Source organism: Pseudoxanthomonas spadix (assembly GCF_003703395.1).
Classification (GTDB): domain Bacteria; phylum Pseudomonadota; class Gammaproteobacteria; order Xanthomonadales; family Xanthomonadaceae; genus Pseudoxanthomonas_A; species Pseudoxanthomonas_A spadix.
Genome location: NZ_RDQN01000007.1, coordinates 52,411 through 77,923 on the forward strand (window position 1 = coordinate 52,411; position 25,513 = coordinate 77,923).

General features: G+C 70.4%; 18 protein-coding genes. 2 read left to right on the top strand and 16 right to left on the bottom strand.

What is annotated here, in order from left to right; translation table 11 throughout:
* Window positions 1-245 precede the first annotated feature (245 nt).
* Both pgeF and rluD read right to left on the bottom strand, forming a co-directional pair.
* Window positions 246-1,013, bottom strand: coding sequence for a peptidoglycan editing factor PgeF (pgeF, locus tag D9R12_RS11795; protein WP_122230728.1), 768 nt, complete (start codon window positions 1,011-1,013; stop codon window positions 246-248).
* Window positions 1,014-1,023: 10 nt separating this feature from the next.
* The gene (gene rluD, locus D9R12_RS11800; protein WP_244671902.1) at window positions 1,024-2,028 is read right to left on the bottom strand and encodes a 23S rRNA pseudouridine(1911/1915/1917) synthase RluD; all 1,005 of its coding nucleotides are present in this window, start codon (window positions 2,026-2,028) and stop codon (window positions 1,024-1,026) included.
* A 107-nt stretch (window positions 2,029-2,135) separates the two neighbouring features.
* On the opposite strand from rluD, the gene D9R12_RS11805 reads away from it, so the two are divergent.
* On the top strand, window positions 2,136-3,014 hold the full coding sequence (locus D9R12_RS11805) for an outer membrane protein assembly factor BamD (protein ID WP_122230730.1): 879 nt from the start codon (window positions 2,136-2,138) through the stop codon (window positions 3,012-3,014).
* A 161-nt stretch (window positions 3,015-3,175) separates the two neighbouring features.
* Here the strand turns inward: D9R12_RS11805 and D9R12_RS11810 are convergent, their stop codons facing one another.
* The 4 genes from D9R12_RS11810 to mrcB all read right to left on the bottom strand — a co-directional run bounded on the left by D9R12_RS11810 (window position 3,176) and on the right by mrcB (window position 10,011).
* Window positions 3,176-4,816: an NAD+ synthase gene (locus tag D9R12_RS11810; RefSeq protein ID WP_122230732.1), complete on the bottom strand. Its 1,641-nt coding sequence runs from the start codon at window positions 4,814-4,816 to the stop codon at window positions 3,176-3,178.
* Between the two features lie 155 nt (window positions 4,817-4,971).
* A complete protein-coding gene (gene yoaA, locus D9R12_RS11815; protein WP_122230734.1) occupies window positions 4,972-6,969 on the bottom strand; it encodes a DNA repair helicase YoaA in 1,998 nt (665 codons plus the stop codon).
* Between the two features lie 82 nt (window positions 6,970-7,051).
* Window positions 7,052-7,576: a hypothetical protein gene (locus D9R12_RS11820; RefSeq protein WP_014159838.1), complete on the bottom strand. Its 525-nt coding sequence runs from the start codon at window positions 7,574-7,576 to the stop codon at window positions 7,052-7,054.
* The gene (mrcB, locus tag D9R12_RS11825) at window positions 7,573-10,011 is read right to left on the bottom strand and encodes a penicillin-binding protein 1B (protein WP_122230736.1); all 2,439 of its coding nucleotides are present in this window, start codon (window positions 10,009-10,011) and stop codon (window positions 7,573-7,575) included. The genes D9R12_RS11820 and mrcB overlap by 4 nt, the downstream gene beginning before the upstream one ends.
* A gap of 98 nt (window positions 10,012-10,109) precedes the next feature.
* Here mrcB and D9R12_RS11830 point away from each other — a divergent pair, with 98 nt between their 5' ends.
* A complete protein-coding gene (locus tag D9R12_RS11830; protein WP_122230738.1) occupies window positions 10,110-12,224 on the top strand; it encodes a glycosyltransferase in 2,115 nt (704 codons plus the stop codon).
* An 84-nt stretch (window positions 12,225-12,308) separates the two neighbouring features.
* Here the strand turns inward: D9R12_RS11830 and tkt are convergent, their stop codons facing one another.
* From tkt to D9R12_RS11880, 10 genes are all read right to left on the bottom strand, one after another.
* Window positions 12,309-14,318, bottom strand: a complete 2,010-nt coding sequence (tkt, locus tag D9R12_RS11835; protein WP_122230740.1) for a transketolase — start codon at window positions 14,316-14,318, stop codon at window positions 12,309-12,311.
* A gap of 108 nt (window positions 14,319-14,426) precedes the next feature.
* Window positions 14,427-15,731 (bottom strand): dicarboxylate/amino acid:cation symporter, encoded by a 1,305-nt coding sequence (locus D9R12_RS11840; protein ID WP_014159834.1) that lies wholly within the window; start codon window positions 15,729-15,731, stop codon window positions 14,427-14,429.
* Window positions 15,732-15,831: 100 nt separating this feature from the next.
* A complete protein-coding gene (locus D9R12_RS11845) occupies window positions 15,832-17,592 on the bottom strand; it encodes a BatD family protein (RefSeq protein ID WP_122230863.1) in 1,761 nt (586 codons plus the stop codon).
* Window positions 17,592-19,376: a VWA domain-containing protein gene (locus tag D9R12_RS11850; RefSeq protein ID WP_122230742.1), complete on the bottom strand. Its 1,785-nt coding sequence runs from the start codon at window positions 19,374-19,376 to the stop codon at window positions 17,592-17,594. The genes D9R12_RS11845 and D9R12_RS11850 overlap by 1 nt, the downstream gene beginning before the upstream one ends.
* Window positions 19,373-20,392 carry a vWA domain-containing protein gene (locus tag D9R12_RS11855; RefSeq protein ID WP_122230744.1) on the bottom strand — a complete coding sequence of 340 codons (1,020 nt, stop codon included), beginning with the start codon at window positions 20,390-20,392 and terminating at the stop codon, window positions 19,373-19,375. Before D9R12_RS11855 ends, D9R12_RS11850 begins: the two co-directional genes overlap by 4 nt.
* Window positions 20,389-20,853 (bottom strand): DUF4381 domain-containing protein, encoded by a 465-nt coding sequence (locus D9R12_RS11860; protein ID WP_014159830.1) that lies wholly within the window; start codon window positions 20,851-20,853, stop codon window positions 20,389-20,391. Before D9R12_RS11860 ends, D9R12_RS11855 begins: the two co-directional genes overlap by 4 nt.
* Window positions 20,850-21,716 (bottom strand): DUF58 domain-containing protein, encoded by an 867-nt coding sequence (locus tag D9R12_RS11865; protein ID WP_014159829.1) that lies wholly within the window; start codon window positions 21,714-21,716, stop codon window positions 20,850-20,852. Before D9R12_RS11865 ends, D9R12_RS11860 begins: the two co-directional genes overlap by 4 nt.
* A 140-nt stretch (window positions 21,717-21,856) precedes the next feature.
* The gene (locus tag D9R12_RS11870; RefSeq protein ID WP_043290388.1) at window positions 21,857-22,888 is read right to left on the bottom strand and encodes an AAA family ATPase; all 1,032 of its coding nucleotides are present in this window, start codon (window positions 22,886-22,888) and stop codon (window positions 21,857-21,859) included.
* 211 nt (window positions 22,889-23,099) lie between these two features.
* Window positions 23,100-24,980 carry a type IV pilus secretin PilQ gene (locus D9R12_RS11875; protein ID WP_122230748.1) on the bottom strand — a complete coding sequence of 627 codons (1,881 nt, stop codon included), beginning with the start codon at window positions 24,978-24,980 and terminating at the stop codon, window positions 23,100-23,102.
* Between the two features lie 14 nt (window positions 24,981-24,994).
* Window positions 24,995-25,510, bottom strand: coding sequence for a pilus assembly protein PilP (locus D9R12_RS11880; RefSeq protein WP_425476612.1), 516 nt, complete (start codon window positions 25,508-25,510; stop codon window positions 24,995-24,997).
* Window positions 25,511-25,513: the final 3 nt, after the last annotated feature.

Genomic DNA, 25,513 nt, shown 5'->3' on the forward strand with positions numbered 1-25,513 from the left:
ACATCCGCCAACCTGCGCAGATGCCCCGATTGTCCGATCTGAATCGCGCTGGGGGAAGTCTGGAAAAGCGGAGCGCCCAGGCCCGTGCAGTCCAGCACCCGACACGTCGCTGCGAGGTCGGGGCGTGCAGGTGGTGGCGCCGGCAGCGCGTTGAACGGCGCCTCGCTCAGCACGCTGGCACAGCGGCGGCAGAGTGGAAGCAGCAGCGGTGTGACTGGCCTTCATGGCCAAGGGGCACGCCGCGCTCAGGGGGCGCGCCAGACCAGCGTGGCCAGCCGCCCGCTGCGGCCGTCACGTCGATGCGAGAAGAAGCGGCCGGGTGCGGAGATGGTGCACAGGCCGCCGCCATGGACATCGGTCACGCCCACGGCCGCCAGCCGGCGCCGCGCCAGCGCGTACAGGTCAACCCGCCAGTGGCCAGGCCGGGTGGCAATGAAGGCGGCTGCAGCCTCCGGATCGGAGGCGGTGAGCGCATCGAACACCTCCCGGCCGATCTCGTAGGCCTGCGGTCCGGCCGCCGGCCCCAGCCAGGCGCGGATGCGCGCAGGCGCCGTGGCCATAGTCGCAACCGTGGCTTCCAGCACGCCACCGGCCAGTCCGCGCCAGCCGGCATGCGCGGCCGCCACCTCGCTGCCATCTGCCGCGGCCAGCACCACCGGCAGACAGTCGGCGGTGAGGATCGCCACGACCACTTCAGGCCTGGCGGTGACCGCCGCGTCGGCCTCGGGTTCCTCGGAAGCCGCGCGCGGCACCGCCAGCGGCACATCCAAGCGCGCCACGCCGGTGCCATGCACCTGGCGCAGCCAGTGCGGCAGCGACGGCAGCTCGACCAGCATCGCCAGTTCGGCACGGTTGGCTTCCACCTGGGCCGGCCTATCGCCGTCGCTCGCGCTGCGGTTGCCCAGGTTGAAGGTGTCGAACGGTGGCGCCGAGCCGCCGGCCCCGAAGCGCAGCGTGCTCAAGGCCCGCACGCCGGGCGGCGCCGGCCAGTCGGCGGGCAGCAGCGCGCTCATGCCGGCAGGCTCATTTGGCCTTGTGCGCGGCCACGTCGGCGCGCAGGGCCGCCATCAGCGCCAGCATGTCGGCCGGAACCGGCGCGCTGGTACGCACCGGCTCGCCGGTGGTGGGGTGGGTGAATTCCAGCGTCTCGGCGTGCAGCGCCTGGCGGCGGAAGCCGCGCAGCCGGGCGGTGAGTTCCTCGTCGGCGCCGCGCGGCAGGCGCAGCGGGCCGCCGTACAGCGGATCACCCACGATCGGGAAGCGCAGGTGCGCCATGTGCACGCGGATCTGGTGGGTGCGGCCGGTTTCCAGGCGGCACTCGACCGCGGTGTGGCCGCGGAAGCGTTCGCGTAGGCGCACGTGGGTCACGGCATCACGGCCATCCTCGCGCACGGCCATCTTCAGGCGGTCGCGCGGGTGGCGGTCGATCGGCGCATCGACGGTGGCGCCGGAGACCATCGCCCCCACCACCACGGCCAGGTACTGGCGATGCACCTGGCGCGCGGACAGCTGGGCCACCAGCGAGGCGTGCGCCGGCAACGTCCTGGCCACCACCATCACCCCGGAGGTGTCCTTGTCCAGGCGGTGGACGATGCCCGCGCGCGGCAGCGCCGACAGCGACCGGTCATGGAACAGCAGCGCGTTGACCAGGGTCCCGGTCGGATTGCCGGCGCCGGGGTGCACCACCAGCCCGGCCGGCTTGTCCAGGACGATGACCTCGCTGTCCTCATACAGGACCTGCAGCGCAATGTCCTCGGGCTGGGCGTGGGTCTGGGTGTCCAGCACCACCTGCAGGCTGGCGACCTGCCCGGGGGTCACCGGATCGCGCGTGCGCGCCTGCTCGCCGTCCAGCAGCGCATCGCCGGACTTGATCCATTCGGCCAGGCGCGAGCGGGAAAACTCCGGGAACAGCTCGGCCAGGACCGCGTCGAACCGGCGCCCGGCGGCATGCGCAGGCACCACCGCGGTGCGCGGACCTTCGTCACTGGCCGAGTCCGGCAGGGTGTCGTGGTCGGGGGAAGCGGTCATTTCGTCACAGGGCCGTCGGGTTCGATTGACCGGACATTCATGGCCCGGCAGCGGCCTAGGCTATCATCGCCGCCTCGTTTCCCCGACGCGGCCCAGGCCGCCAGCCCATGTCCCAGCGCCTCGCAGCCCAGTTCACCCGCCCCGCCGTCCGCGTCCTGCTCCTGCTCCTGGTGGTGGCCCTCACCGCCACCGGCTGTGGCCGCAACAACAAGGACAAGGTCGCCGAGTCCCGCCCGGTGGAGGCCATCTACGCCGAAGCCCACGCCGACATGACCCACGGCAACTGGAGCGGCGCGGAGAAGCAGTTCCAGGCGCTGATCGCCCAGTACCCATACGGCCCGTACACCGAGCAGGCGCAGATGGAAATCGCCTACGCCCAGTACAAGTCCGGCAAGATGGACGAGGCGGTGTCCAGCATCGACCGCTTCCTGCGCACCTATCCCACCCAGCGCAACGTGCCCTACATGTACTACCTGCGCGGCCTGGCCAACGCCAGTCGCGACACGGTGTTCCTGCAGAAGGTCTGGCGCCTGGATTCCAGCCGCCGCGACCTGTCCACCCCGCTGCAGGGTTACAGCGACTTCAACACCGTCTCCGAGCGCTACCCCAACAGCCGCTACGCCGAGGATGCACGCCGGCGCATGATCGAGTTGCGCAACACCTTCGCCCGCCACGAGATGGACACGGCCCTGTATTACCTGAACCGCGGTGCCTACATCGCGGCGGCGACCCGGGCCAAGTACATCCTGGAAACCTACCCGCAGAGCAAGTACCAATACGACGCGGTCGCCGTCCTGGCCGAGGCCTACACCAGGCTGGACAACAAGACCCTGGCCGACGATGCCCGCCGCGTGCTGCAGATGAACGACCCGCAGCACCCGTGGCTGAGTGGCAACTGGCCCGACTATCCGATGACCATCCGCAAGCTCAACCCGTTCGCCGGCGAGAAGTCCGCGCTGGACAACGAGGACGCGCGCAGGCAGTGATCCGGGCCGCGCCAGCGCACGCACGGAACAGGGGCCGCAAGGCCCCTTTTCCGTCGCAACGCCCCCTGTGGGAGCCGCTTCAGCGGCGATGAGGCATTCCCGCAAGTGAGATCCCATCGCCGCTGAAGCGGCTCCCACGGGGGCTTTGTCAGCCCAGGCTCCTACGCCGGATAGCGGTTGCTGATCGGATAGCGACGTTCGCGGCCGAAGGCGCGCTGGGAGACCTTGGGGCCGGGCGCGGCCTGCTGGCGCTTCCATTCGCTCATGCGCACCAGGCGCAGCATGCGGTTGACCACCTCGGCGTCGAAACCGGCGGCGATGATCTCGGCACGCGACTGCTCCAGGTCCACGTAGCGGGTCAGGATGGCGTCCAGCACGTCGTAGGGCGGCAGCGAGTCCTGGTCCAGCTGGTTCTGGCGCAGTTCGGCCGAGGGCGGGCGCTCGATCACCCCCTGCGGGATCACCGGCGCGCCGCCGACGGTATTGCGCCAGCGCGCCAGCGCGAACACCTCGGTCTTGTACAGGTCCTTGATCGGCGCATAGCCGCCGCACATGTCGCCGTAGATGGTGGCGTAGCCGACCGCGTACTCGCTCTTGTTGCCGGTGGTCAACAGCAGCCCGCCGAACTTGTTGGACAGGGCCATCATGATCGCCCCGCGCGCGCGCGACTGCAGGTTCTCCTCGGTGGTGTCGGGCTGGCGGCCCTCGAACATCGGGCCCAGCGCGTCGAGGAAACCGGTGAACGCGCTTTCGATGGCGATGGTCTCCATGCGCACGCCCAGCGCCTGGCACTGCTCCTGGGCCAGCGAATTGGACAAGTCCGCCGTGTAGCGCGAGGGCAGGCGCACGGCGGTGACGTTCTCGGCGCCCAGCGCCTCGACCGCCATCGCCAGCACGATCGACGAATCGATGCCGCCGGACAGTGCCACCCACGCCTTGGAGAAGCCGTTCTTGCGGCAGTAGTCGGCGATCCCGCGCACCACCGCGCGCCAGGCCAGCGCATCGCGGCTCTCGTCGCCTTCGTCCTGCCACTGCACCGGCGTGAACATCCGGCTGTCGGCCTCGTAGTCCACCACCAGCCACTGCTCGGTGAAGGCCGAAGCCGCTGGCGAGATCTCGCCGTTGCCGCTGGCCACCACCGAGGCACCGTCGAACACCAGCGCATCCTGGCCACCGACCAGGTTGATGTAGGCCAGGGCCACACCGGTCTCGCGCACGCGCTGGGCCAGCAGCGCATCGCGCTGGGCGTGCTTGTTGTGTTCGAACGGCGAGGCGTTGGGCACCAGCACCAGCTGTGCGCCCTGCGCGGCGGTCTCGGCCAGCGGCTCGGGGAACCACAGGTCCTCGCAGATCACCAGGCCGACCGGCACGCCCTTGACCTCGAACACGCACGGGCCGCCGTCGGGATCGACGTGGAAATAGCGGCGCTCGTCGAAGACGTTGTAGTTGGGCAGCTCGCGCTTGCGATAGTTGGCAATGACTTGGCCATCGCGCATCACGCAGGCGGCGTTGTAGAGCACGCTGCCGGCACTCTCCGGCCAGCCCACCACCGCGGTAATGTCCCCGCCGACCGCCCTGGCCACTTGCTCCATCGCCGCGTGGCAATCGGCCAGGAACGAGGGCCGCATCAGCAGGTCTTCCGGTGGATAGCCGCTCAGGGCCAGCTCGGGGAACAGCACCAGGTCGGCGCCGAATTCCTCACGGGCCAGCGCGATCTGGTCGATGATGCGGGTGGTGTTGCCCGCCAGGTCGCCGACCGGGAAATCGAACTGCGCCATCGCGATGCGGAGCGTTGCGGACATGGGTCACCTGGAGCGGAGGAAGCGGGAGAGACAGCCGCATTATTTCAGAACACGCAGGCCGGCTTGGTGGGAGCCGCGACAGCGGCGATGAAGCTTGACCGGTAACGCCTCATCGCCGCTGTAGCGGCTCCCACGGCAGGCCGCTTCTTGATTGGTTACTGGCCGAAGAATGCCTGCACATCGGCTACCTCGCGGGTGCGCGCAAACGGCGGCAGCGACTGCAGAAAGGTGCGGCCGTAGGCCTTGCTGGACAGGCGCGGGTCGCACAGCACCAGCACGCCGCGATCGGACTCGCTGCGAATCAGCCGGCCCACGCCCTGCTTGAGCGCGATCACCGCCTGCGGCAGCTGCTCGTCGCGGAACGGATTGCCGCCGGCGTTGCGGATCGCTTCCAGCCTGGCCTCGAACACCGGATCATCCGGCGCGGCGAAGGGCAGCTTGTCGATGGCCACCACGCTCAGCGCCTCACCAACCACGTCCACGCCTTCGCGGAAACTGGCCGAACCCAGCAGCACGCCGTTGCCCGATTCGCGAAAGCGCTGCAGCAGCGTGGCGCGCGGCGCCTGGCCCTGCACGAACAGCGGCCACGGCGCATCGCGCAGGGCTTGCGCGGCCTCGCGCAGCGCCCGGTGCGAGGCAAACAGCAGGAACGCACGGCCGCCGGAGGCATGCAGCACCGGCAACAGCGCGGCGATCAGGGCGGTGCCGTAGCCGCGCGCGTTCGGATCGGGCAGGCCGGGCGGCTGGTAGCACAGCGCCTGGCGCGGCCAGTCGAACGGGCTGGGCTGCAGCAGCGTGTGCGGATCGTCCAGGCCCAGCCGGGTGGCGATGTGGTCAAAGCCGCCACCCACCGCCAGCGTGGCTGAGGTGAAGATCCAGGCCGCGTGCGAGGCCTGCCGATGCTGGCGCAGCGGCGCGGACACATCCAGCGGCGTGCGCTGGCAGCGGAACCCGCGCGCGGTCAGCTCGTACCAGAACACGTCGGAGGAGCCGGGAGCCGGGACCCGGGACTCGGGACCCGGAATGGCAAAAGCCGCAGATGCCACGCCGTCCTGGTCTTCCCCGGGTCCCGGCGCTTGGCCCAGCCAGCGCTGCAGCCGGCCGCTGATCTCGCGTGCCCGGGCGTGGCAGGCATCCAGGCCCGGCGCGGCCGCGGCCAGCGGCGCCAGCACACCGGCCAGGTCCTGCAGCGCGATCATCAAGGTGTCAAAGCCCTCGGCCACCGCCGGACTGCCCAGTGCGCGCTGGCGGGTGCCGCGCGGTGGCAACCCTTCCATCGCCGCGCGCAGCTGACGCACGGAAAAGTCCAGGGCGCGCGCCAGCGGTTCGACCTGGGCCAACGCACCAGGCACCGCGCGGCTTTCGGCGAAGGCATCGCCGACCAGTTCCTGCAACGGACGCAGGCCGAAGGCTTCGCCGAAGAAGTTGGCCGCCAGTTCCGGCAGCTGGTGGGCCTCGTCGATGACGAAGGCCTGGGCACCGGGCAGGATCTCGCCGAAGCCTTCCTGCTTGAGCGCCAGGTCGGCCAGCAGCAGGTGGTGGTTGACCACCACGATGTCGGCGGCCTGCGCGCGCTGGCGCGCCTGGACCACGAAGCAGTCGTCCCAGAACGGGCATTCGGTGCCCAGGCAGTTGTCCACGGTCGAGGTCACCAGGGGCAGCAGCGGCGAATCCTCGGGCAGCGATTCCAGTTCGGCCATGTCGCCGTGGCGGGTGCGCCCGCTCCAGACCACGATCCGCTGGAACTGGTCGACCTGCTCGCGGCTGGCGAACTGCGGCGCGCCGCGCGCCTGGCCCAGCCGATAGCGGCATAGATAATTGGCGCGCCCCTTGAGCAGCGCCGCGCTGTGGCCCACGCCCAGCGCCGCGCGCACCCGCGGCAGGTCGCGGTGGAACAGCTGGTCCTGCAGCGCGCGGGTGCCGGTGGACAGGATCGCCTTCATCCCCGACAGCAGCACCGGGACCAGATAGGCGAAGGTCTTGCCGGTGCCGGTGCCGGCCTCGGCCAGCAGGGTGTCGCGCGCTTCCAGCGCATCGGCGATCGCGGCGGTCAGGCTCAGCTGGGCCTGGCGCGGGACGAACTGCTCCAGCCGCACCGCCAGCGCCCCGCCCTCACCCAACGCCTCGCGGCTGGCCTGGGACAGCTGCGACATCAGGCGCGGTTTCCCTGCCCCGCCAAGGCGGACCGGGCCGGCGCCGGTGCGCTCGGCAGTGGCTTGCCCGGCACGGCCCGGCTCACATCCGGTTGAACCCGGCCACGGTGCAGTTGGCGATCTGCGCGTGGGCCGAGATGGCGTTGCGGTCTTCGCCCCGGGCCAGCTGCGACTGCTCGATGGTGGCCCAGTGGCGGCGGCACAGCGGCCCGGTCCGCGAGCCCAGTGCCAGGGCCTTGCGCGCAAGCGTCTCGGCCCGCTCCCATTCGCCCAGGGCCAGGGCGACCTCGGCGCGTTCCTGCAGCACCGCCGGATCGTCCGGAGTGATCAGCAGCGCCTGGTTGAGTGCATCGGCCGAGGCCTTCCAGTCGCCGCGCCGCTGCGCGTCCAGCGACGCCTGGCGCAGGTCTTCCACTTGCGGATCGCGCACCGGTTGGATCGCCACCTCGCGGTCGTCGGCCCCGGCCACGGCCAGCACCGCGTTGAGCGCCTGGGTCGGGGTGAGCCGCGGCGGGGCCGGGGCCGGCGCTGGCGGTGGCTCGGTCACGCAGCCAGCCAGTGGCAGCAGCAGCGCAGCAGTCAGGGCAAGGCGGAAGGCACGGTTCATAGCGGGCTCGTGGACGGTGGCGGCGGTGGCAGGGACGGCAGTTCGCGCGCCGGCTGGTCCGGCTCCCTGGGCGGCAGGCCGAACCAGCGGCGCCAACCGCCGCTGCTGCTTTCCTCGCCGGTGTCGTAGAGCGGGCATGGCTGCTGGGACGGTGCAAAGCCGGCCACGAACGGGAACCGGCGCGCACCCGGGCAGCTGGCGTCGACCGCAGCCGATTCGGCTACCCACCTCCACTCCAGGCCTTCGCTGGAGACCTGCAACGGCGCACTGGGCAGGCGCGAGAAGATGCCCGACCAGACCCGCATCGCGCCGGTGGCGCCATACAGGCCGGTCTCCAGGTTCTGGTCGTTGCCCATCCACACCACGGCCAGGTGGTCGCCGGTGTAGCCGGCAAACCAGCTGTCGCGCCCGTCGTTGCTGGTGCCGGTCTTGCCGGCCGGCGACAGGCGCCCCAGGCCGTCGGACAGCAGCTGGCGGCCGGTGCCGTCGGTGACCGCCTCCTGCAGCGCGATGCTGATCAAGTGTGCAGCGATGGAATCGCCCTTCTGCGCCGCGGTCGGGGTCTTGTCGTAACGGTTGAGCACCCGGCCCTGGGCATCGATCACGCCGCGCACCGCGTGCAGCGGCTGGATCTGGCCGCCGGAGGCCAGAAACTGGTACGCCTGCGCCATCGCATACGGGCTCTGGTCGGTGGCGCCCAGCAGCAGCGAGGGATTGGGATCGGCCTGGATGCCGGCCAGCACCTTGAGCAGCTCGGCCACCCGTTGCGGATCGACCTTCATGCCCAGCGCTACGGTGGCCTGGTTGTAGGAACGGGCCAGCGCATCGATCAACCGGACCCGGCCATGGCTGCGGTTGTCTGCATTGGCCGGGCGCCAGCGCTTGCCGCGGCCCAGCGGCACGGTGATCGGCGCATCGTCGATCCAGCTGGCCAGCGACCAGCTGTCCGGCTGGGCCAGCGCCAGCAGGTAGACGAACGGCTTGATCAGCGAACCGACCTGGCGCTGGGCCTCCAGCGCACGGTTGAAACCGGGCGCGGCCACCTGGCGGTTGCCGATCACCGCCAGCACGTCGCCATTGTGCACGTCGGTCATCACCAAGCCGGCCTGCAGCGGCGGACGCTTGCCCTTTTCCAGCCGGGTGATGGTGCCGGTCACCGCGCCTTCGGCGTAGGCCTGGGCCGAGGGCGACATGCCGGTCATCACGGTCAGCCCAGCGCCCTGCAGCGCGTCTTCGGGATAGTCATGGGCCAGCTGGCGGCGGACCAGGTCGACGTAGGCCGGGAACCGGTTGGCCGCGGTGATCCCCGGTTCCCGGGTCACGCCCAGCGGTGCGGCCACGGCGCGGTCGAACTCTTTCTGGTCGATCAGTTTGGTCGCCAGCATCCGGCGCAGGGCCAGGTCGCGGCGTTCCCTGGCGCGCTCGGGGTGGCGGCGCGGATCGTAGTAGGACGGGCCTTTGACGATCCCGATCAGCAGCGCCATCTGCTCGGTGGACAGGCTGTCCAGCTCGCGCCCGAACCAGAACTCGGAAGCCGCCGACACGCCATGGATGGCCTGGCCGCCGCGCTGGCCCCAGTACACCTGGTTGAAGTAGGCCTCCAGGAGGGTGCGCTTGTCGTAGCGCGCCTCCAGGATCACCGCATAGAGGATCTCGTTGAACTTGCGGCCAAGGGTCTGCTCGCGGCCGATGCCGAGCAGGCCACTGCGGGCCAGCTGCTGGGTCAGGGTGCTGGCGCCCTGGCGCACCTGCCCGGCGCTGGCGAGGAACTCCCAGCCCGCGCGCGCGATGCCGGACAGGTCGATGCCGTGGTGGGTGGCAAAGTCGCGGTCCTCCACCGCCTGCAGGCCGGTGACCAGCAATTCCGGCACGTCCTCCAGGCGAACCAGGCGGCGCTCTTCCTGACGCTTGCCGTACAGGGTGGCGATGCGGGCCGGGTCCAGCCGCGAGGACCTGATGTTGCGGCCACGGGCCAGGTCGCGCAGGCCCAGCACCTCGCCATTGGACAGGGTCACCTGCACCCGGGTGGCCGGGATGATGTGGTCCACGTCGGTGAAACCCCGGCTGGCGATGGTGAAACGGTTGCCGCTGCGGGCGTAGGTTCCCGGTGCCTGGCCGGTGTCGTCCTCCTGGTAGGAGGCCGCGTCCAGCTCGGTCTTCAGCGTGGCCGCGTCCAGTGCCTGGCCCGGGGCCAGCGGCAGCGGACGGGCGTAGACCCGCGTGGGGATCTGCCACTGCAGCGCACCAAAGCGCTGGCTCACCTGGTGGTTCAGGTAGGCCACGTAGGGAATCATGAAGCCCAGTCCCAGTCCGGCCAGGGCCAAGGCAAGGGTGATCAGGCGGCGGCGCCACACCGAAGCGGGCCGTGCGTGAGCTTCGTCTTCCTGATCGTCGTACGTGTCGTCGGCGTCGTGTTCGTCGTCGTTGCGGGCCACTTCGGATGCGACAATGGAAAGGACTGGAGAGTCTAGCAGGCCGATGAACCCCGGACTTGCAAGGCCCGCCGCCCGATCAGCTGGAGTCAGGACCGCCCATGTCGATGCTGCTGGATGACGCGCGCTTCCTGTTCACGCGCGCGACGTCCACCCTGCGCCGGATGGTGGCCAGCGCCCGGACCCGCGGCCTTGCGCCCACCGCCCACCGCGCCTGGCAGCGCCTGGCCGGGCAACTGCGCCGCCCGCTCGCCGCCGCGCCGCTGTGGCTGCCGGCCTGCGAACCCTTCGCCCCGTTTGCGGTGCCGTGCTCGGAAGCGCCGCGGGCGAGCATCGTCATCCCGGTCTACGGCCAGCTGCAGATGACCGTGGATTGCCTGCGCGCGCTGGCCGCGCATCCGCCAGGGCTTGCGGTGGAGATCATCGTGGTCGACGACGGCTCGCCCGACGCCAGCGGCCAGTGCCTGCCGCAGGTGCAGGGCCTGCGCTACCACCGGCGCGCGACCAACGGCGGCTTCATCGCCGCCTGCAACGACGGCGCGGCGCTGGCGCGCGGCGACTACGTGGTGTTCCTCAACAACGACACCCTGCCCCAGCCGGGCTGGCTGGAGGCGCTGCTGGCCACTTTCACCAGCCATCCGCAGACCGGCCTGGCCGGGGCCAAGCTGGTCTATCCCGATGGCCGCCTGCAGGAAGCCGGCGCGGTGGTGTTCGCCGATGGTTCGGCCTGGAATTACGGGCGCTTCGATGCGCCACACGATCCGCGCTACAGCTACGTGCGCCAGGCCGATTACGTCTCCGGGGCCGCGATCGCCGTGCCGCGGACGCTGTTCGAACGCCTCGGCGGCTTCGACGCCCGCTACGCGCCGGCCTACTACGAGGACACCGACCTGGCCTTCGCCGTGCGCGCGGCCGGCTACCAGGTGCGCTACCAGCCGGGCTCGGTGGTGGTCCATCGCGAAGGCGCCACCGCCGGCACCGACGAGAACACCGGGATCAAGGCCTGCCAGCTGCGCAACGCCGGCGTGTTCGCCGACAAGTGGCGTGCGGCCCTGGCCCGGCAGCCGGCGCAGCGCAGGCCACCTTCGCCGGCCAGCCTGCATGCGCGCCAGCGGCAGGTGCTGGTGATCGACGCCTTCACGCCCAGGCCCGATCGCGATTCGGCCTCGCTGCGGCTGGTCAACCTGATCGCGCTGCTGCAGCAGGAAGGCGCGCACGTGTGCTTCATCGCCGCCGATGCGGGCCTGGTCCCCGGCTACACGCCGGCGCTGCAGGGCATGGGCGTGGAGGTCTGGCATGCGCCTTTCGTCAAGGGCCTGCCGCAGTTCCTGCGCCAGCACGGTGGCCGCTTCGCGCGGGTGCTGGTGTGCCGCCACTACGTGGCCGATGCGCTGCTGCCACTGTTGCGCAAGCACGCGCCGCAGGCCAGGGTGATTTTCGACACGGTGGACCTGCACTACCTGCGCGAGCGCCGTGGGGCGCAGACCCTGGGCGATGCGGTACTGCTCAGGCAGTCCCAGGCCACCCAGGCGCTGGAACTGGCGGTGATGCAGGCCGCCGATACCACGCTGGTGGTCAGCGCCGTCGAACGCGAGGAACTGGCGCGCCAGGCGCCGGCGGTACACGTGGAAATCCTGTCCAACCTGCACCAGCCCGGCGGTGCCGGCGCGGCGTTCCAGGCGCGCCGCGACCTGCTGTTCGTCGGCGGCTTCCACCATCCTCCGAACGTGGACGCGGTGGGCTGGTTCGCGCAAGCCATCTTCCCGCTGGTCCGCGCGCAGCTGCCGCAGGTGCAGTTGCACATCGTCGGCATCGCGCCGCCGCCGCCGATCCAGGCGCTGGCCAGTCAGCCCGGCATCCTCGTGCACGGTCACGTCCCGGACCTGCTGCCGCTGCTGGAAGGCAGCCGCATCGCGCTGGCGCCGCTGCGCTACGGCGCCGGGGTCAAGGGCAAGATCAACCAGGCCATGGCCCACGGCCTGCCGGTGGTGGCCACCACGCTGGCGGTCGAAGGCATGCACCTGCGCGATGGCCTGGATGTGCTGGTGGCCGATACACCGCAAGAGTTCGCTGCCGCGGTGGTGCGCCTGCATGGCGATGCGCGGCTGTGGCAGCAACTGGCCGCCAACGGCATCGACAACGTGCAGCGGCATTTTTCGCTGGACGCGGCGCGGGCCACGGTGCGGCGCGTGTTCTTTGACGAGCCGACGCCCTGATCGGGTGGACGTGCCGGTGACAGCTCGCACCGGCCACGTCGACCCCATTGCCCGGCCTTCTCTCAGACGCGGCCAACCAACGCCTCAGCCGCGGATCACGCTCTGCGCCGCCTCCACCACATGGTCGGCGGTGAAGCCGAAATACGGGAACAGCTGTTCCGCCGGGGCCGACTCGCCAAAGGTGGTCATGCCCACCACGGTGCCGTCCAGGCCCACGTACTTGAACCAGAAATCGGTCGAGGCCGCTTCCACCGCCACCCGGGCGCGGATCGAGGGCGGCAACACCGACTCGCGGTAGCCCAGGTCCTGGCGGTCGAACACGTCGGTCGAGGGCATCGACACCAGGCGGGTGGGGATGCCCGCGGCCTGCAGCTTCTCGCGCGCCTGTGAGGCGATGCCCACTTCCGAACCGGTCGCGATCAGGATCACCTTGGCGGTGCCGCCCTCGGCCTCGGCCAGCACGTAGCCGCCGCGGTAGATGCCGTCGATGCCGGCCTTGTCGCGCGGCTGCGGCTTGAGGTTCTGGCGGCTGAAGACCAGGCAGCTGGGGCCATCGGTGCGGGTCACCGCGGCTTTCCAGCAGGCCGCCGTTTCCACCGCATCGCACGGGCGCCACACATCGTTGCCCGGGATCAGGCGCAGGCTGGCCAGGTGCTCGACCGGCTGGTGGGTCGGGCCGTCCTCGCCCAGGCCGATCGAGTCGTGGGTGTACACGTGGATGGCGTGGCTGCGCATCAGCGCGCTCATGCGCACCGCGTTGCGCGCGTAGTCGCTGAAGGTCAGGAAGGTGGCATCGAAGGGAATGAAGCCGCCGTGCTGGGCCACGCCGTTGACGATGGCACTCATGCCGAACTCGCGCACGCCGTAATGCACGTAGTTGGCGCCCGGGTCGTCACCGACGGCGGTCTTGGCGTTCTTCCACAGGGTCAGGTTGGACGGGGCCAGGTCGGCCGAGCCGCCCAGCAGTTCGGGCAGCAGCGCGGCGAAGGTCTCGATGGTCTGCTGGGAGGCCTTGCGCGAGGCGATTTCCGGGCTTTCGGCCTGCAGCCTGGCCACGTAGGCGTCGGCGGCCTGGACGAAGTCTTCCGGTAATTCGTGGTGCGAGCGGCGGATCAACTCGGTGGCCTGGGCCGGGAACTGCCTGGCATATTTGTCGAACAACTGCTCCCACTCGGCCTGGCGCAACGAACCGGCACCGCCGGCGCGCCAGCCGTCGTAGATCTCCTGCGGGATCTCGAAGGCCGGGTACGGCCAGTCCAGCGCCTTGCGCGTGGCTTCCACTTCCTCCTTGCCCAGCGCCGAGCCGTGGCTGGATTCCTTGCCGGCCTTGTTGGGCGAACCGAACCCGATGGTGGTCTTGCAGGCGATCAGGGTCGGGCGATCGGTGATGGCGAGCGCTTGCTCGATCGCGGCCTTGATCCGGTCCGGGTCGTGGCCGTCGATCGGGCCGATGGTGTGCCAGCCGTAGGCGGCAAAGCGCGCCGGGGTGTCGTCGGTGAACCAGCCTTCGGTCTCGCCGTCGATGGAGATCTTGTTGTCGTCCCAGAAGGCCACCAGCTTGCCCAGGCCCAGGGTCCCGGCCAGCGAGGCGGCCTCGTGCGAGATGCCCTCCATCATGCAGCCGTCGCCCATGAACACCCAGGTGCGGTGATCGACGACGCTGTACTCGGGGCGGTTGTAGCGCTGGGCCAGCAGCTTCTCGGCCAGGGCGAAGCCGACCGCGTTGGCAAAGCCCTGCCCCAGCGGACCGGTGGTGGTCTCGATCCCGGGGGTGAGGTGGCTCTCCGGGTGACCCGGGGTCCTGGAATGCAGCTGGCGGAAATTCTTCAGCTCCTCCAGCGGCAGGTCGTAGCCGGTCAGGTGCAGCAGCGCGTACTGCAGCATCGAGCCGTGGCCGTTGGACAGCACGAAACGGTCGCGGTTGAACCACTTGGGATTGTTGGGGTTGTGGCTGAGGTAGTCGTTCCACAGCACTTCGGCGATGTCGGCCATGCCCATGGGCATGCCCGGATGGCCGGAATTGGCGGCCTGGACCGCATCGGCGGCGAGGAAACGGATGGCGTTGGCGAGCTGACGGCGGGTGGGAGCGGGCATGTCGGGGACGGGGCAAAAGACGGCGCAAGCAACGCCAGGAACCCGCATTGTCCCATCCCGGCCCGTTCCGGTGAAATGAACCCTCGCCCGCACGTCCGGCCGGGCCGGTCAGGCGTTGATGGCGTCCGGATCGGGCGCGTCCTGCTCGCCCCGGGAGACCAGGGTGGCCAGCACCAGGTCACCGGTGGTGTTGAGGGTGGTGCGGCACATGTCCAGGAACCGGTCCACGCCCAGGATGATGCCGATCCCTTCCGGCGGCACCCCGACCATGCCGCAGATCAGCGCCACCACCGGCAGCGAACCGGCCGGCACCCCGGCGGTGCCGATTCCGCCCAGGATGCACACCAGCATCACCGTGACCTGCTGGGTCAGCGAAAGCTCCACCCCGAAGAACTGGGCCAGGAACAGCACGGTGACACCTTCGAACAAGGCCGTGCCGTTCTGGTTGGCGGTCGCGCCCACGGTCAGCACGAAGCGCGAGACCTTGCTCGGCAGGTGCAGGTTTTCTTCGGCCACCCGCAGCGAGGTCGGCAGGGTGGCATTGGACGAGGCGGTGGAAAAGGACAGCACCATCACCTCGCGCACCGCGCCGAACCATCTCAGCGGCGACCAGCCGGCCCACTTCAGCAGCGCCGAATAGACCACGAACATGTGGATCGCCAGGGCCAGCACCACCACCCCGACATAGGCGCCGAGCCTGAGCAGCAGGTCCCAGCCGAACAGCGTGGCCAGGTTGAACATGAAGCAGAACACCGCGTACGGCGCCAGCCTGATCACCAGGGTGATCAGGGTCATGGAGATCTCGAACAGGCCTTCGACCGCATTGCGGAACACGGCGGTCTTCTCGCTGCGGGTCAGGACCACGCCCACCCCGATCATCAGGGCAAAGAACATCACCCCCATGATCTGGTCGTTGGCGGCGGCACTGACCACGTTGGCCGGCACGATCGACAGCAGCATGTCCGCCCCACCCGGTGCGGCCTTGCCCTTGCTGATGATCGCCTGGGCACGCTCGGCGCCGGCGTCCAGCATCTGCCGGGCAACGACCGGGTCGGTGCCGGCCCCGGGCTTGAACAGGTTGACCAGCACCAGGCCCAGGACCACGGCCAGCCCCGAGGCCAGGATGGTGTAGCCCAGGGTCTTCCAGCCGATCCGGCCAAGCGCGCGCACGTCGCCCATTTCCGAGATGCCGCACACCAGCGCCGAGAACAGCAGCGGCAGCACCAGCATGAAGATCAGGCGCAGGAAGATGGTGCCCGCCGGCTGGGTCACGCTGGTCACGTGCCTGACCCATTGCGCATCGGCGCCCACGGTGCCGTGCACGATCAGGCCCAGCACCAGGCCCAGCATGAATCCGATCAGCATCTTCCAATGCAAGGGGAGCCTGGACTTGCCGGAAGCAGCTTCGGTCATGCGAAAGATCCTGGTGGGTACTGGCAAGCACGGGAGCTTAACAAAGGTGTCCGTCGCGCTTCGGCCACACCCGCACGGGGCCGCGCCGGCGGGCACGGGCTCAGCGCTGCGGATACAGCGGCGGCAGTGGATCCGGGTCAGCGTTCCCTGCACGCGGGCTGATCCACCTGGGCCCGCCTGCAAACGCCTCGCGCAGCGCATTGCGCGCCTGGGTGCCGTCGCCGCCGGCCCAGCGGGCACGGCGCAGGCTGTCCAGCGCCCGACGCTGCGCCGGATCGGCCAGCCGGGCGGCCACCGCGTCCAGGTCGGGCGCCGGCGGCGGCGCCATGCCGACCAGCACCTGGCCCACTTCGTCCAGGGTGCCGGTATCCAGCGCCCGGCGCAGGTCGGGCAGGCCGAAGCGCGCGCGCGCTTCGGGCGCAGGCGCAGGGCCGGGCGCCACGCGCGCGACCGCACGCGTCGGCGCGCGCCGCGCTCGCAGGAAGATCCAGCCCAGGGTCAGCAGCCACAGCAGCGCGAAACCGCAGGCGGCCAGCATCCAGAGCCGGGGATCGCGCAGGCCGCTGGCCGGCGCCGTGGCGGTGACCACCGAGCTGTCCCGGCGGCCGCTGTCCTGCACTCCGGTTGGCACGCTGGCCGCCGCCGGCTGCGGCAGGGTCGCATCGGCGAAACTGCCCGAGCCCGCCGCGACCTCCAGCTGCAGGTCCGGCAGTGACGCGGTCCTGGCCCGATCGGCCTTGACGTCCCACCAGTCCATCTTCAGGCCCGGCAGCGCCAGCCTGCCGGCGCCGTTGGGCACCAGCGAATACTGACGGGTGACTTTCACCACGGGCGTGGGGCCGTCGAAGCTTTCGGCGAACTGCGGCGGCTCGGCGAATACCTGCGCGCCGTCCACCCTCGGCGTGGGCAGCTCGGGCAGCTGCGCGCGGGTGGCGCCGCGCGCGGTGGCTTCGACCGCGAAACTGCTGGCCTGGCCGGCCTTGAGCTGGCGCGGGGTGCTGGCATAGCGCAGGCGCAGGTCGGCCAGCGGCAGCCACGGCTGCGGGGCGTCGGCCGGCTGGGCCTGCACGTGCAGGGTCTGCTCCTGGCCGACTGCGCTCAGGTCGCTGCGCTGGCCCATGCCCAGCATCGAATCGAACAGTCCGCCGCCGCCGGCACCGCGCCCGGAGAACCGCGCCGCCGGCAGGGTCAGGTTGCCGCTGCGGTCGGGCACCAGCAGGAAGCGCCGTTCGACCACGCTGTAGCGCCGGCCGTTGACCTCGCGGGTGGACTGCACGTCATCGCCCACGCGCTGCAGCGAGGTGCCCTGCGGCGGATCGATGTCCAGCTGCCCGGACACCAGCGGCACGGCGTAGTACAGGCGCAGGGTCACCCCGACGGTCTGCTGCACATAGGGCGTCAGGTCGTCGACCACGGTCTCGATATAGGCGTTGGCGTTGCCCGGTTGCGCAGCCGGGGCCTCGGTCACGCGCAGGCCCAGGATCGGCGTGCGTTGGCCCTGGATGTCCAGCGCCGGCACGCTCAGCTCGCCGGTGCGGCGCGGCTGCAGGGTGATGGCCAGCAGGGTGCTGCGGCTGACCCGGCCGTTGACCATCTCCATCCGCCGGCTGCTGGACGTGTCGACCACCTCGAAGTCGCGCTGCAGCGGGGCCAGGTCAGGCTGGCCGATGTCCTGGTCGCTTTCGATGTTCAGCACCACCGGCTGGCCCATCGCGGTGCGCGAGCGGTCCAGCCAGGCGCGCGTGGCAGCCAGCGCCGGTGCGGCGCTGGCCAGCAGCAGGACCAGTGCCAGCACGACCCTGGACGACAGGCACGCGGCGGCCCGCTGGCCATGGGCCTGCCCGAAAGCGGCGGCTCGCATCATTCTCCTTCCCTCTGGCGTCGCTGGTATTCGAGCTGGAACTTGGCCTTCAACAGGCCGCCCGGGTCGTCGGGCACGCGTCGCAGCCAGGCTTCGGTGGCCTGGCGCTGTTCGCGCTCGGCCGCGGTCTCGGGTCTGGCCTGCGCCTGCCCGGGCTGCGCTGGATCCTGGCCGTTGCGCTGCATGGCCTGCTGCATCCTGCGCCGTTGGGCCTGGTCGGCGGCCTGCTGGCGTTGCTGCTGTTCGGCGGCCGACTGGGGCGGGTCGGCCTGGGCGTCGGAGGCCTGGTCCTTGCCGTCCTGCGGCTTGCCCGGATCGGAGCTGTCCTGGGCGGGCTTCTGGTCGCCGGGATCCTGCTGGCCCTGGCCACCCTGCTGCTGCGACTTGTCGCCCTGCTGGCCGCTCTGCGACGGCGGCTTGTCCTGGCCCTTGCCCTGCTGGCCGCCCTGCTTGCCCTGCCCGCCCGGCGGCGGCGGCTTGCGCGCGGCCTGGACTGCGGCGCGGTTGGCGATGGCGTCCTCCATGCCGGGCTGTTTTTCCAGCGCGGCATCGTAGGCGGCGATGGCCTGGTCGTACTGGCCCTGCCTGGCCAGCGCGTTGCCCAGGTTGTACAGGCCATCGGCGCTGTCGATACCCTGAAACTGCGCCTGCGCCGCGGCAAAGTCACCCTTGCGATAGGCCTGCGCGCCCTGTTCGAGGCGCTGCTGGATCTTCTGGTCGGCGCGCGCCCACCAGTCCACAGCCGCGGCCGCGGCCGGCTGCGCCACCGGCAGGGTCAGGCACAGCAGCAGCGCAGCCAGCACGCCACCGCGCCGGAAGCCGAACAGGCACACCAGCATCAGCAGCGGTAGGAACCAGTAGCCCTGGTCGCGCCAGGCGATCCCCTTCTCGCCCTTGGCGGCGCTGGCGCTTTCCGATTGCGGAGTCAGCACGCCCAGCGCCTTGAGGTCGCCATCGCCGCCAGTCAGTGCCTGGTAGCGCCCGCCCCCGGCCGCGGCCAGGCGTTGCAGCGAAGCGGCATCCAGTTGCGCGCGCCCGATCCTGCCATCGGCATCGCGGTATGCCGCGCCGGTCGGCGTGCCCAGGCCCAGCACCGACACGTTGAAGCCGGCGCTGGCCGCGCGCCGGGCCGCGCCTTGGGCTTCGCCGTCGGCATGGTCGGTCAGCAGCAGGATCTGGCCCCGGTCGAACCCGGCCCGGCGCATCAGCGCCTGCGACAGCGCAATGGCCTTGCCGGCATCGCTGCCGGCGGCCGGCATGATGCCCGGGTCCAGCGCATCCAGAAACAGCGCCACGTTGGCCGCGTCATCGGTCAGCGGGGCCACGGTGAAGGCCTCGCCCGCGTAGACCACCAGCGCGACCTGGCCGCCAGCGCGTTCGCGCAGCAGCGTGGCCAGCTTGGCCCGCGCCTGCAGCAGGCGCGAGGGCGGCAGGTCGTTGGCGTTGATCGTGCCGGACAGATCCAGCGCGATCACCAGCGGTGCGCGGGTCTGCCACAGCGGTTGTTCGTCCTGGCGCCAGCTGGGCCCGGCCAGCGCGACGCTGCCCAGCACCCAGGCAGCGATGCTGCCGAGCAGCGCCAGCCGCTGCCGATGCCCGCCGCCCGCCTGCAGGTGCGCCAGCAGGTGCGCGTCCACCAGCCCGCGCCAGGCGTTGGCGCGGCGCTGGGTCTGTTGCCACAGCCACCACAGCAGCGGCAGGGCCAGCAGCGCCAGCAGCCACCACGGCCGCAGGAAGTGGAACTCCTTGAACCCGGTCACGAACCATTCCCAGCCGCGGTTCATCGGCGCAGTCCTCGCCAGGCCAGGGCCAGCAGTCCGCAGCCCAGGGCCAACGCCAAGGGCAGCGGGTAGCGTTCGATGCGCGGCTGCACCGCGCGACCAGGGCGCGAGATCGGCTCGATCCGATCCAGCTCCGAATAGATGCCCACCAGCTCCTCGGTATCGCGGGCGCGGAAAAACCGCCCGCCGGTGGTGTCGGCGATCGCGCGCAGGCCCTCCTCGTCGATGTCGTCGGCCCCCTGGCCCGGCAGGCGCATGCCGAACACCGACAGGCCGGCCCCGTCACCGCCGAAGGCGATGGTGTGGATGCGCACGCCCTGGTTCCTGGCCAGCTCGGCGGCTTTCTGCGGGTCCAGCGCGCCGGCGGTATTGACCCCGTCGGTGAGCAGGATCAGCACGCGCTGGCCGGCCGGCTGCTGGCTCAGGCGCTTGACCGCCAGGCCGATCGCATCGCCGATCGCGGTCTCGCGCCCGGCCAGGCCGCTGACCATGTCGCGCAGCTGGTCGCGCACCGAATCGCGATCCAGGGTGAGCGGGGCCACCGTGTAGGCCCGGTTGCCGAACACCAGCAGGCCGACCCGATCGCCAATGCGCCGATCCAGGAAGTCGGCCAGCACCGCCTTGGCCGCGGTCAGACGATCGACCGGGCGGCCGCCCAGCTCCATGTCCGGCTCGCGCATGCTTCCGGAAAGGTCCGCTGCCAGCATCAGGTCGCGTCCGGCCTGCGGCGGGGTGATCGCCGCGCCCAGTTGCTGCGGGCGCGCGGCGGCCAGGCACAGCAGGACCCAGGCCAGCGCCGCCAGCCAGTTCACCCGCAGCCGGCGCACCGAAGCGCCGGTGGTGGCGATGCCGTCCAGGCGCTCGCCATAGGGCACGCGCAACGCCGGCGACTGGCTGCGCGCAGCCGGCGCCAGCCAGGCCACCAGCCACGGCAGCGGCAGCGCCAGCCACATCCACGGCCAGGCAAAGCCGCCGAACACCTGCCTGAATTCCTGCAGCCATTGTGCGGCCAGGCTCATCGCCGGCCTTCCATCAGCTGCACGAAGCGCGCGCGCGCGAGCTCGCGCAGCTGTTCAAGCTGGCGCGGATCGACCCGCCGCCGGTAGCCGCCGTCCTCGAGCAACCGGCCCGGACCGGCACTGAATGGCTGGCCGTTGGTGCCGTCCAGGAAGGTCAGCCAGGCCTGGCCCTGCAGCCGGTCGGCATGGCGATCGACGTTGCGCGCGGCGCGGCGCAGCAGTTCGGAGGCCGCGGCCACCTGTACCGGCGGCGCCGACGCCGCATCGCAGTCGCGGTCGAACAGCGCCGCCCAGCGCCGCCGGCGCGCGCGCCGGCGCTGCTGCAACAGCAGCGGGACGCCGACCGCCAGCGCGATCACCAGCAGCGCCAGCCACCAGCCCGGCGCGGGCGGCCACCAACCGGGCGCAGGCGGCACGTGCACGTCGCGCAGGACCAGCGGTTGCGGCGCCGCGGCGATCATGCGGTGGCCGGCGCCGGCGCGCGCCCCAGCAGCGGCAGCCAGGCGTCGCTGGCCGCATCGGCGCGCAGCGCGAACACGCGCACCCCGCGCGCCGGCAGGTACTCGAGCGCGGCGTGCAGCGGCTGGACGAATTCGCGCCCCCAGCGCTGGCGCTGCGCGGCATCGCCCAGGTCCAGCTCGACGCGGTGGTCACCGGACTGGAACGGCAGCGTGGCCTTGGGCGGGGCCTGTTCCAGGGCATCGGTCAGCAGCAGCACGATCACCTCGTGGTGCCCGGCCAGCGACGGCCAGCGGATCTGGGGCACTTGCGCCACGCTGCGCGGATCGGCCAACACCACCAGCCGCGAGCCGGGCCGCAGCACGCGCTGGGCGTGTTCCAGGGCTGGCGCCAGGCCCAGATCGTCGTCCGGTCGCTGTGCATACCAGCGCATCAGGCCGTCCAGGGCCCGCAACGCGCCGCGGGTGCCCGAGGCCGGTGGCACCGGCGCCTCGCGCCCGGCGCCGCGCAGCACCGAGATCCGGTCGCCATCGCGCACCGCCGCCCAGGCTGCCAGCGCTCCGGCGCGCGCGGCCTGCACCGACTTGAAGCGCACCCGGGTGCCGAAGTACAGCGCCGGCGCGGTGTCGGCCACGATCAGGGTCAGGCGCTCGCGTTCGGCCTGGAACAGCTTGGTGTGCGGCTTGCCGCTGCGCGCGGTCAGCCGCCAGTCGATGTGGCGGGCATCGTCTCCGGCCACGTATTCGCGCGACTCGGCATACTCCATGCCGCGCCCGCGCAGCGGCGAGGCCGCCGGCCCGGTCAGGTGATGGCTGCCGCGCCGCGCCGCAGGTCGGCGTTGGGCCAGGGCACGCAGCTGGATCAGCTCGGCCAAGGTTGGCCTGAGGCCGTCGCCGGCCCCGGGGACAGGGGAACCTGGCGCGGGAACGCGTCCATCGGCAAGGCCACTTCGGCGCCTGCGCGTGCTTTCGCCGGACCCCGGTTCCGGGTCCCGGGTCCCGACGCTCATGGCAACGGCACGCGTTCGATCAGTGCCTCGACCAGGCGCGCGCCATCCCAGCCTTCGGCCGTGGCTTCGTAGCTGGGCAGCACGCGGTGGCGCAGCACGTCCGGCGCCACGGCACGGACGTCTTCCGGGGTCACGTAGTCGCGCCCGGCCAGCCACGCATTGGCCCGCGCGCAGCGTTCCAGGGCGATCGAGCCGCGCGGGCTGGCGCCCCAGGCAATGCGCCGGGCCAGCGCCGCGTCGTAGCGCGCGGCATCGCGCGAGGCCAGGACCAGCTCGATCAGGTAACGCTCCAGGGCCGGCGCCATGTGCAGTTCCAACACCTGCCGGCGCGCCGCGAACACATCCTCCAGCGGCATGCGCGCCAGCTGTTCGCCCGCCGCCGGTTCCAGCGCGTCGCGCGCACGCTCGCGGGCCAAGCGCAGGATTTCGGTCTCGGCCGAGGCCTCCGGGTAGCCGATCTTCACGTGCATCAGAAAGCGGTCCAGCTGCGCCTCGGGCAGCGGGAAGGTGCCTTCCTGCTCGATCGGGTTCTGGGTGGCCATCACCAGGAACAGCGGCGGCAGCGGATAGGTGTGCCGGCCGACGGTGACCTGGCGCTCGCCCATGGCCTCCAGCAGCGCCGACTGGACCTTGGCCGGGGCGCGGTTGATCTCGTCGGCCAGCAGGATCGGATGGAAGATCGGACCGGCCTGGAACTCGAAGCGCCCATCCTGCGGGCGCCAGACCTCGGTGCCGGTCAGGTCGGCCGGCAGCAGGTCAGGAGTGAACTGCACTCGGGCAAAATCGGCCTCCAACCGCGCCGCCAGCGCCCGGATCGCCATCGTCTTGGCCAGACCCGGCGCACCTTCGACCAGCAGATGCCCGTCGGCCAGCAGCGCGATCAGCAGCCGGTCCACCAGCGCCTGCTGGCCCACGATGGTCTGCGACAGCGAGGCCCGCAGCGCGATGAAGGCCTCATGCAGCCGATTGTCCGAAGTCGCCTGGGGCACAGGCGCCGCAGGAGGAAGCACGTCGGGGGAAGAGGCCATTGGGTGTCTCACAGTCGGGACCAATGCGGGATTGGACCGGCGCCAGTCTGCGGGGTTGCGCCCTGCACCATAACCCGAGATCGGTGTTTAACGAAGGCCCTGGCGTCCGTGGTCCGCGCGATCGCCCCCGATCGGCTGACGGGCAACCGCACATCCCAATGGGAAACGGGACCCGAAGGTCCCGTCCATGTGGCGTCAGCCGCCGGTGCCGCTACTGACGAACCGCAATCACCTTCGGCGTCACGAAGATCAGCAATTCTGCCTTGTTCTTCTGCTTGCCCTGCTTCTTGAACAGGTTGCCGAGGAAGGGGATGTCCGCCAGGAATGGCACCTTGGCCACCGAGGCGTCGTCGGTGAATTCGTAGACACCACCGATCACCACGGTCTGGCCGTCCTCGACCAGTACGGCCGTGTTGATCTCGCGTCGATTGAGCTCAGGCACGGTCCCGTAACCCGGAAGATCGATGTAGCGGGCAATGTCGTCCTTCTTGACGAACATATTCAAGAAAATGCGCCCATCATGCGTGATGGTCGGCGTGACCTTCAGCTCGAGCAGCGCTTCCTTGAATTGAACGTTCGGTGTGGCGGCCGTGCCCCCGGTCCCACCGGTGATGGTCACATAGCCCACTTCCCTGCCCTGCTTGATGTCACCTTCGCGCTGATTGGCGGTGATGATTCGTGGATTGGAGATCACCTCGCCACGGCCCTCTTCCTGCAGCGCGGAAAGTTCAACATCCAGGCTGAAATTGGTCCCAAGCAAGGTGTAAGCCAGACTCGCGGCATTGCCATTCGTATAAGTGCCTGCAGGCAGGTTCACGTTGTAGGCATCCGGAAACTGGCGATCATTGCCATTGGCGATGTTCACGACATCGGCTGTGTTGCCACCGATGATCTGGGTCCGGTCGCCGACCCGGGTACCGGCCACGCCGAATCTTGCTCCCAGATCACGCGCGAAGGTGTCCGTCGCCACCACGATCCGCGCCTCGATCAGCACCTGGTCCACCGGGCGATCGATCACGCCGATCAGCTCGCGCATCGAAGCGACCTTCTTCGGAATGTCGCTGATCATCAGGGTGTTGGTCCGCTCGTCGGCCACCAGGCGACCGCGCTGGGACAGAAAGCCATTCTCGTTGTTGCTGCCAGCACTGCCACTGCCACCGCCGCCGCTGCCGCCAATGCCCTTGGCCTCGGTCAATGCCTTGTAGATTTCGGTTGCGCTGTGGTAATTGATCTGAACGTAATCGGTAATCAGGTCCTCGCGGTTCTCGATCGCGATGCGCGCGTCTTCCTTGTCCTGCTCGAACTTGGCCAGCTCAGGCTGCGGCGCGACCCAGACCACGCTGCCATCGCGACGCTTGTCCAGCCCCTTTGCACGCAGGACGATGTCCAGCGCCTGGTCCCACGGCACGTTGACCAGGCGCAGCGTCACGCTGCCCTGGACCGTGTCCGAGGCGACGATGTTGAGGTTGGACTCCTCGGCGATCAGCTGCAGGACCGTGCGCACCGGCACGTCCTGGAAGTTGAAGGTCACCGGCTTGCCTGAGTATGGCTTGACCGCCGCCACGCCCAGCTGCGCCGAGCCTGCGACCTGGTTCGAGGCGGCACCGACCGCCAGCTTCCCCGTCCTGGGGCTGATCTCGACCACGTATTGGTCTTCGGTCTGGTAGGCCAGCGACTCGACCACGCCCTTGATATCAAGCACCAGCTGCGACCCCTTGCCCACAGCGTGCGCATCGATGCGCTGCACCGGCGTCGCAAAATCGATGACGCTCATCGGCTTCTGCAGCGAGGCCGGCATGGCCACATTGGCCAGGTCCACGATCACCTTGCCTTCCTCGGTGCGCAGGTCAGGCGATGCACCCTCGCGGTCGAACTTCAGGATCAACCGCCCCGATCCGTCTTCCGCGCGGCGGAAGTCGATGTCCGAAACCTGCACCGCACTGGTCTGCGCAGCACCGCCGGGCGTGGAGGGCTGCGCGGCGAATGTCGGCGCAACGCCGGCCACGGCGGCAATCGCCAGTACCAGTGCGTATTGCCAGTGGGTGGCCGCGCGCCGCAAAGGCCGCTGGCTACGAGCGTTGGAAGCGGTCATCGTGTATCCCCTAATCATTGATCTAACGTCACAGCAGCTGGACGCTCCAGCCAGCCGCCGGCACCGTCTGGCACCAGCTCAACAAGATCGACGCGGTCGGCTTGCACATCGGTGACCCGGCCATCGCTCTGGCCCATGTAGTCGCCCGGAGAAACGCGATAGGTCACCTTGTCCGGCGCCATCACCAGCGCGACCAGTCCGGGACCGCTGCCGATCGTCCCCACCATCTTCAAGCTGTCCAACGGATACTGCTCGAGCGTTTCCTTGCGGCGATTGGGGTCCGGGCGCAGGCCACCGGCGTCGGTGGTGCTCCAGGCCGCGCTGAACGGGTCGCGCAGTCCCTGCGCCGCATATTCAAAGGTCTCGAACTGCTGCATGACCGGCAACGGCTCCAGGGGCGGTGCCGGGCGTGCGCGCACGTTGGCCACCCAGTCCTCCAGGTTGGGCGCATCACCAGGGGTGCTGGTGATGCCGCGGGTGCAGCCGGCCATGGCCAGCGCGGCAACAGCGACCGACAGGCGAAGCAGCATGAC

Excerpts from the sequence above, each read along its gene's own strand:
- D9R12_RS11870 (WP_043290388.1), bottom strand. The coding sequence starts at position 22,888 with ATGGCCTCTTCCCCCGACGTGCTTCCTCCTGCGGCGCCTGTGCCCCAG.
- D9R12_RS11855 (WP_122230744.1), bottom strand. The coding sequence starts at position 20,392 with ATGAGCCTGGCCGCACAATGGCTGCAGGAATTCAGGCAGGTGTTCGGC.
- D9R12_RS11860 (WP_014159830.1), bottom strand. The coding sequence starts at position 20,853 with ATGATCGCCGCGGCGCCGCAACCGCTGGTCCTGCGCGACGTGCACGTG.
- D9R12_RS11830 (WP_122230738.1), top strand. The coding sequence starts at position 10,110 with ATGTCGATGCTGCTGGATGACGCGCGCTTCCTGTTCACGCGCGCGACG.
- D9R12_RS11840 (WP_014159834.1), bottom strand. The coding sequence starts at position 15,731 with ATGACCGAAGCTGCTTCCGGCAAGTCCAGGCTCCCCTTGCATTGGAAG.
- tkt (WP_122230740.1), bottom strand. The coding sequence starts at position 14,318 with ATGCCCGCTCCCACCCGCCGTCAGCTCGCCAACGCCATCCGTTTCCTC.
- D9R12_RS11805 (WP_122230730.1), top strand. The coding sequence starts at position 2,136 with ATGTCCCAGCGCCTCGCAGCCCAGTTCACCCGCCCCGCCGTCCGCGTC.
- rluD (WP_244671902.1), bottom strand. The coding sequence starts at position 2,028 with ATGACCGCTTCCCCCGACCACGACACCCTGCCGGACTCGGCCAGTGAC.
- pgeF (WP_122230728.1), bottom strand. The coding sequence starts at position 1,013 with ATGAGCGCGCTGCTGCCCGCCGACTGGCCGGCGCCGCCCGGCGTGCGG.
- D9R12_RS11875 (WP_122230748.1), bottom strand. The coding sequence starts at position 24,980 with ATGACCGCTTCCAACGCTCGTAGCCAGCGGCCTTTGCGGCGCGCGGCC.
- D9R12_RS11810 (WP_122230732.1), bottom strand. The coding sequence starts at position 4,816 with ATGTCCGCAACGCTCCGCATCGCGATGGCGCAGTTCGATTTCCCGGTC.
- D9R12_RS11880 (WP_425476612.1), bottom strand. The coding sequence starts at position 25,510 with ATGCTGCTTCGCCTGTCGGTCGCTGTTGCCGCGCTGGCCATGGCCGGC.
- D9R12_RS11845 (WP_122230863.1), bottom strand. The coding sequence starts at position 17,592 with ATGCGAGCCGCCGCTTTCGGGCAGGCCCATGGCCAGCGGGCCGCCGCG.
- yoaA (WP_122230734.1), bottom strand. The coding sequence starts at position 6,969 with ATGTCGCAGCTGTCCCAGGCCAGCCGCGAGGCGTTGGGTGAGGGCGGG.
- D9R12_RS11820 (WP_014159838.1), bottom strand. The coding sequence starts at position 7,576 with ATGAACCGTGCCTTCCGCCTTGCCCTGACTGCTGCGCTGCTGCTGCCA.
- D9R12_RS11850 (WP_122230742.1), bottom strand. The coding sequence starts at position 19,376 with ATGAACCGCGGCTGGGAATGGTTCGTGACCGGGTTCAAGGAGTTCCAC.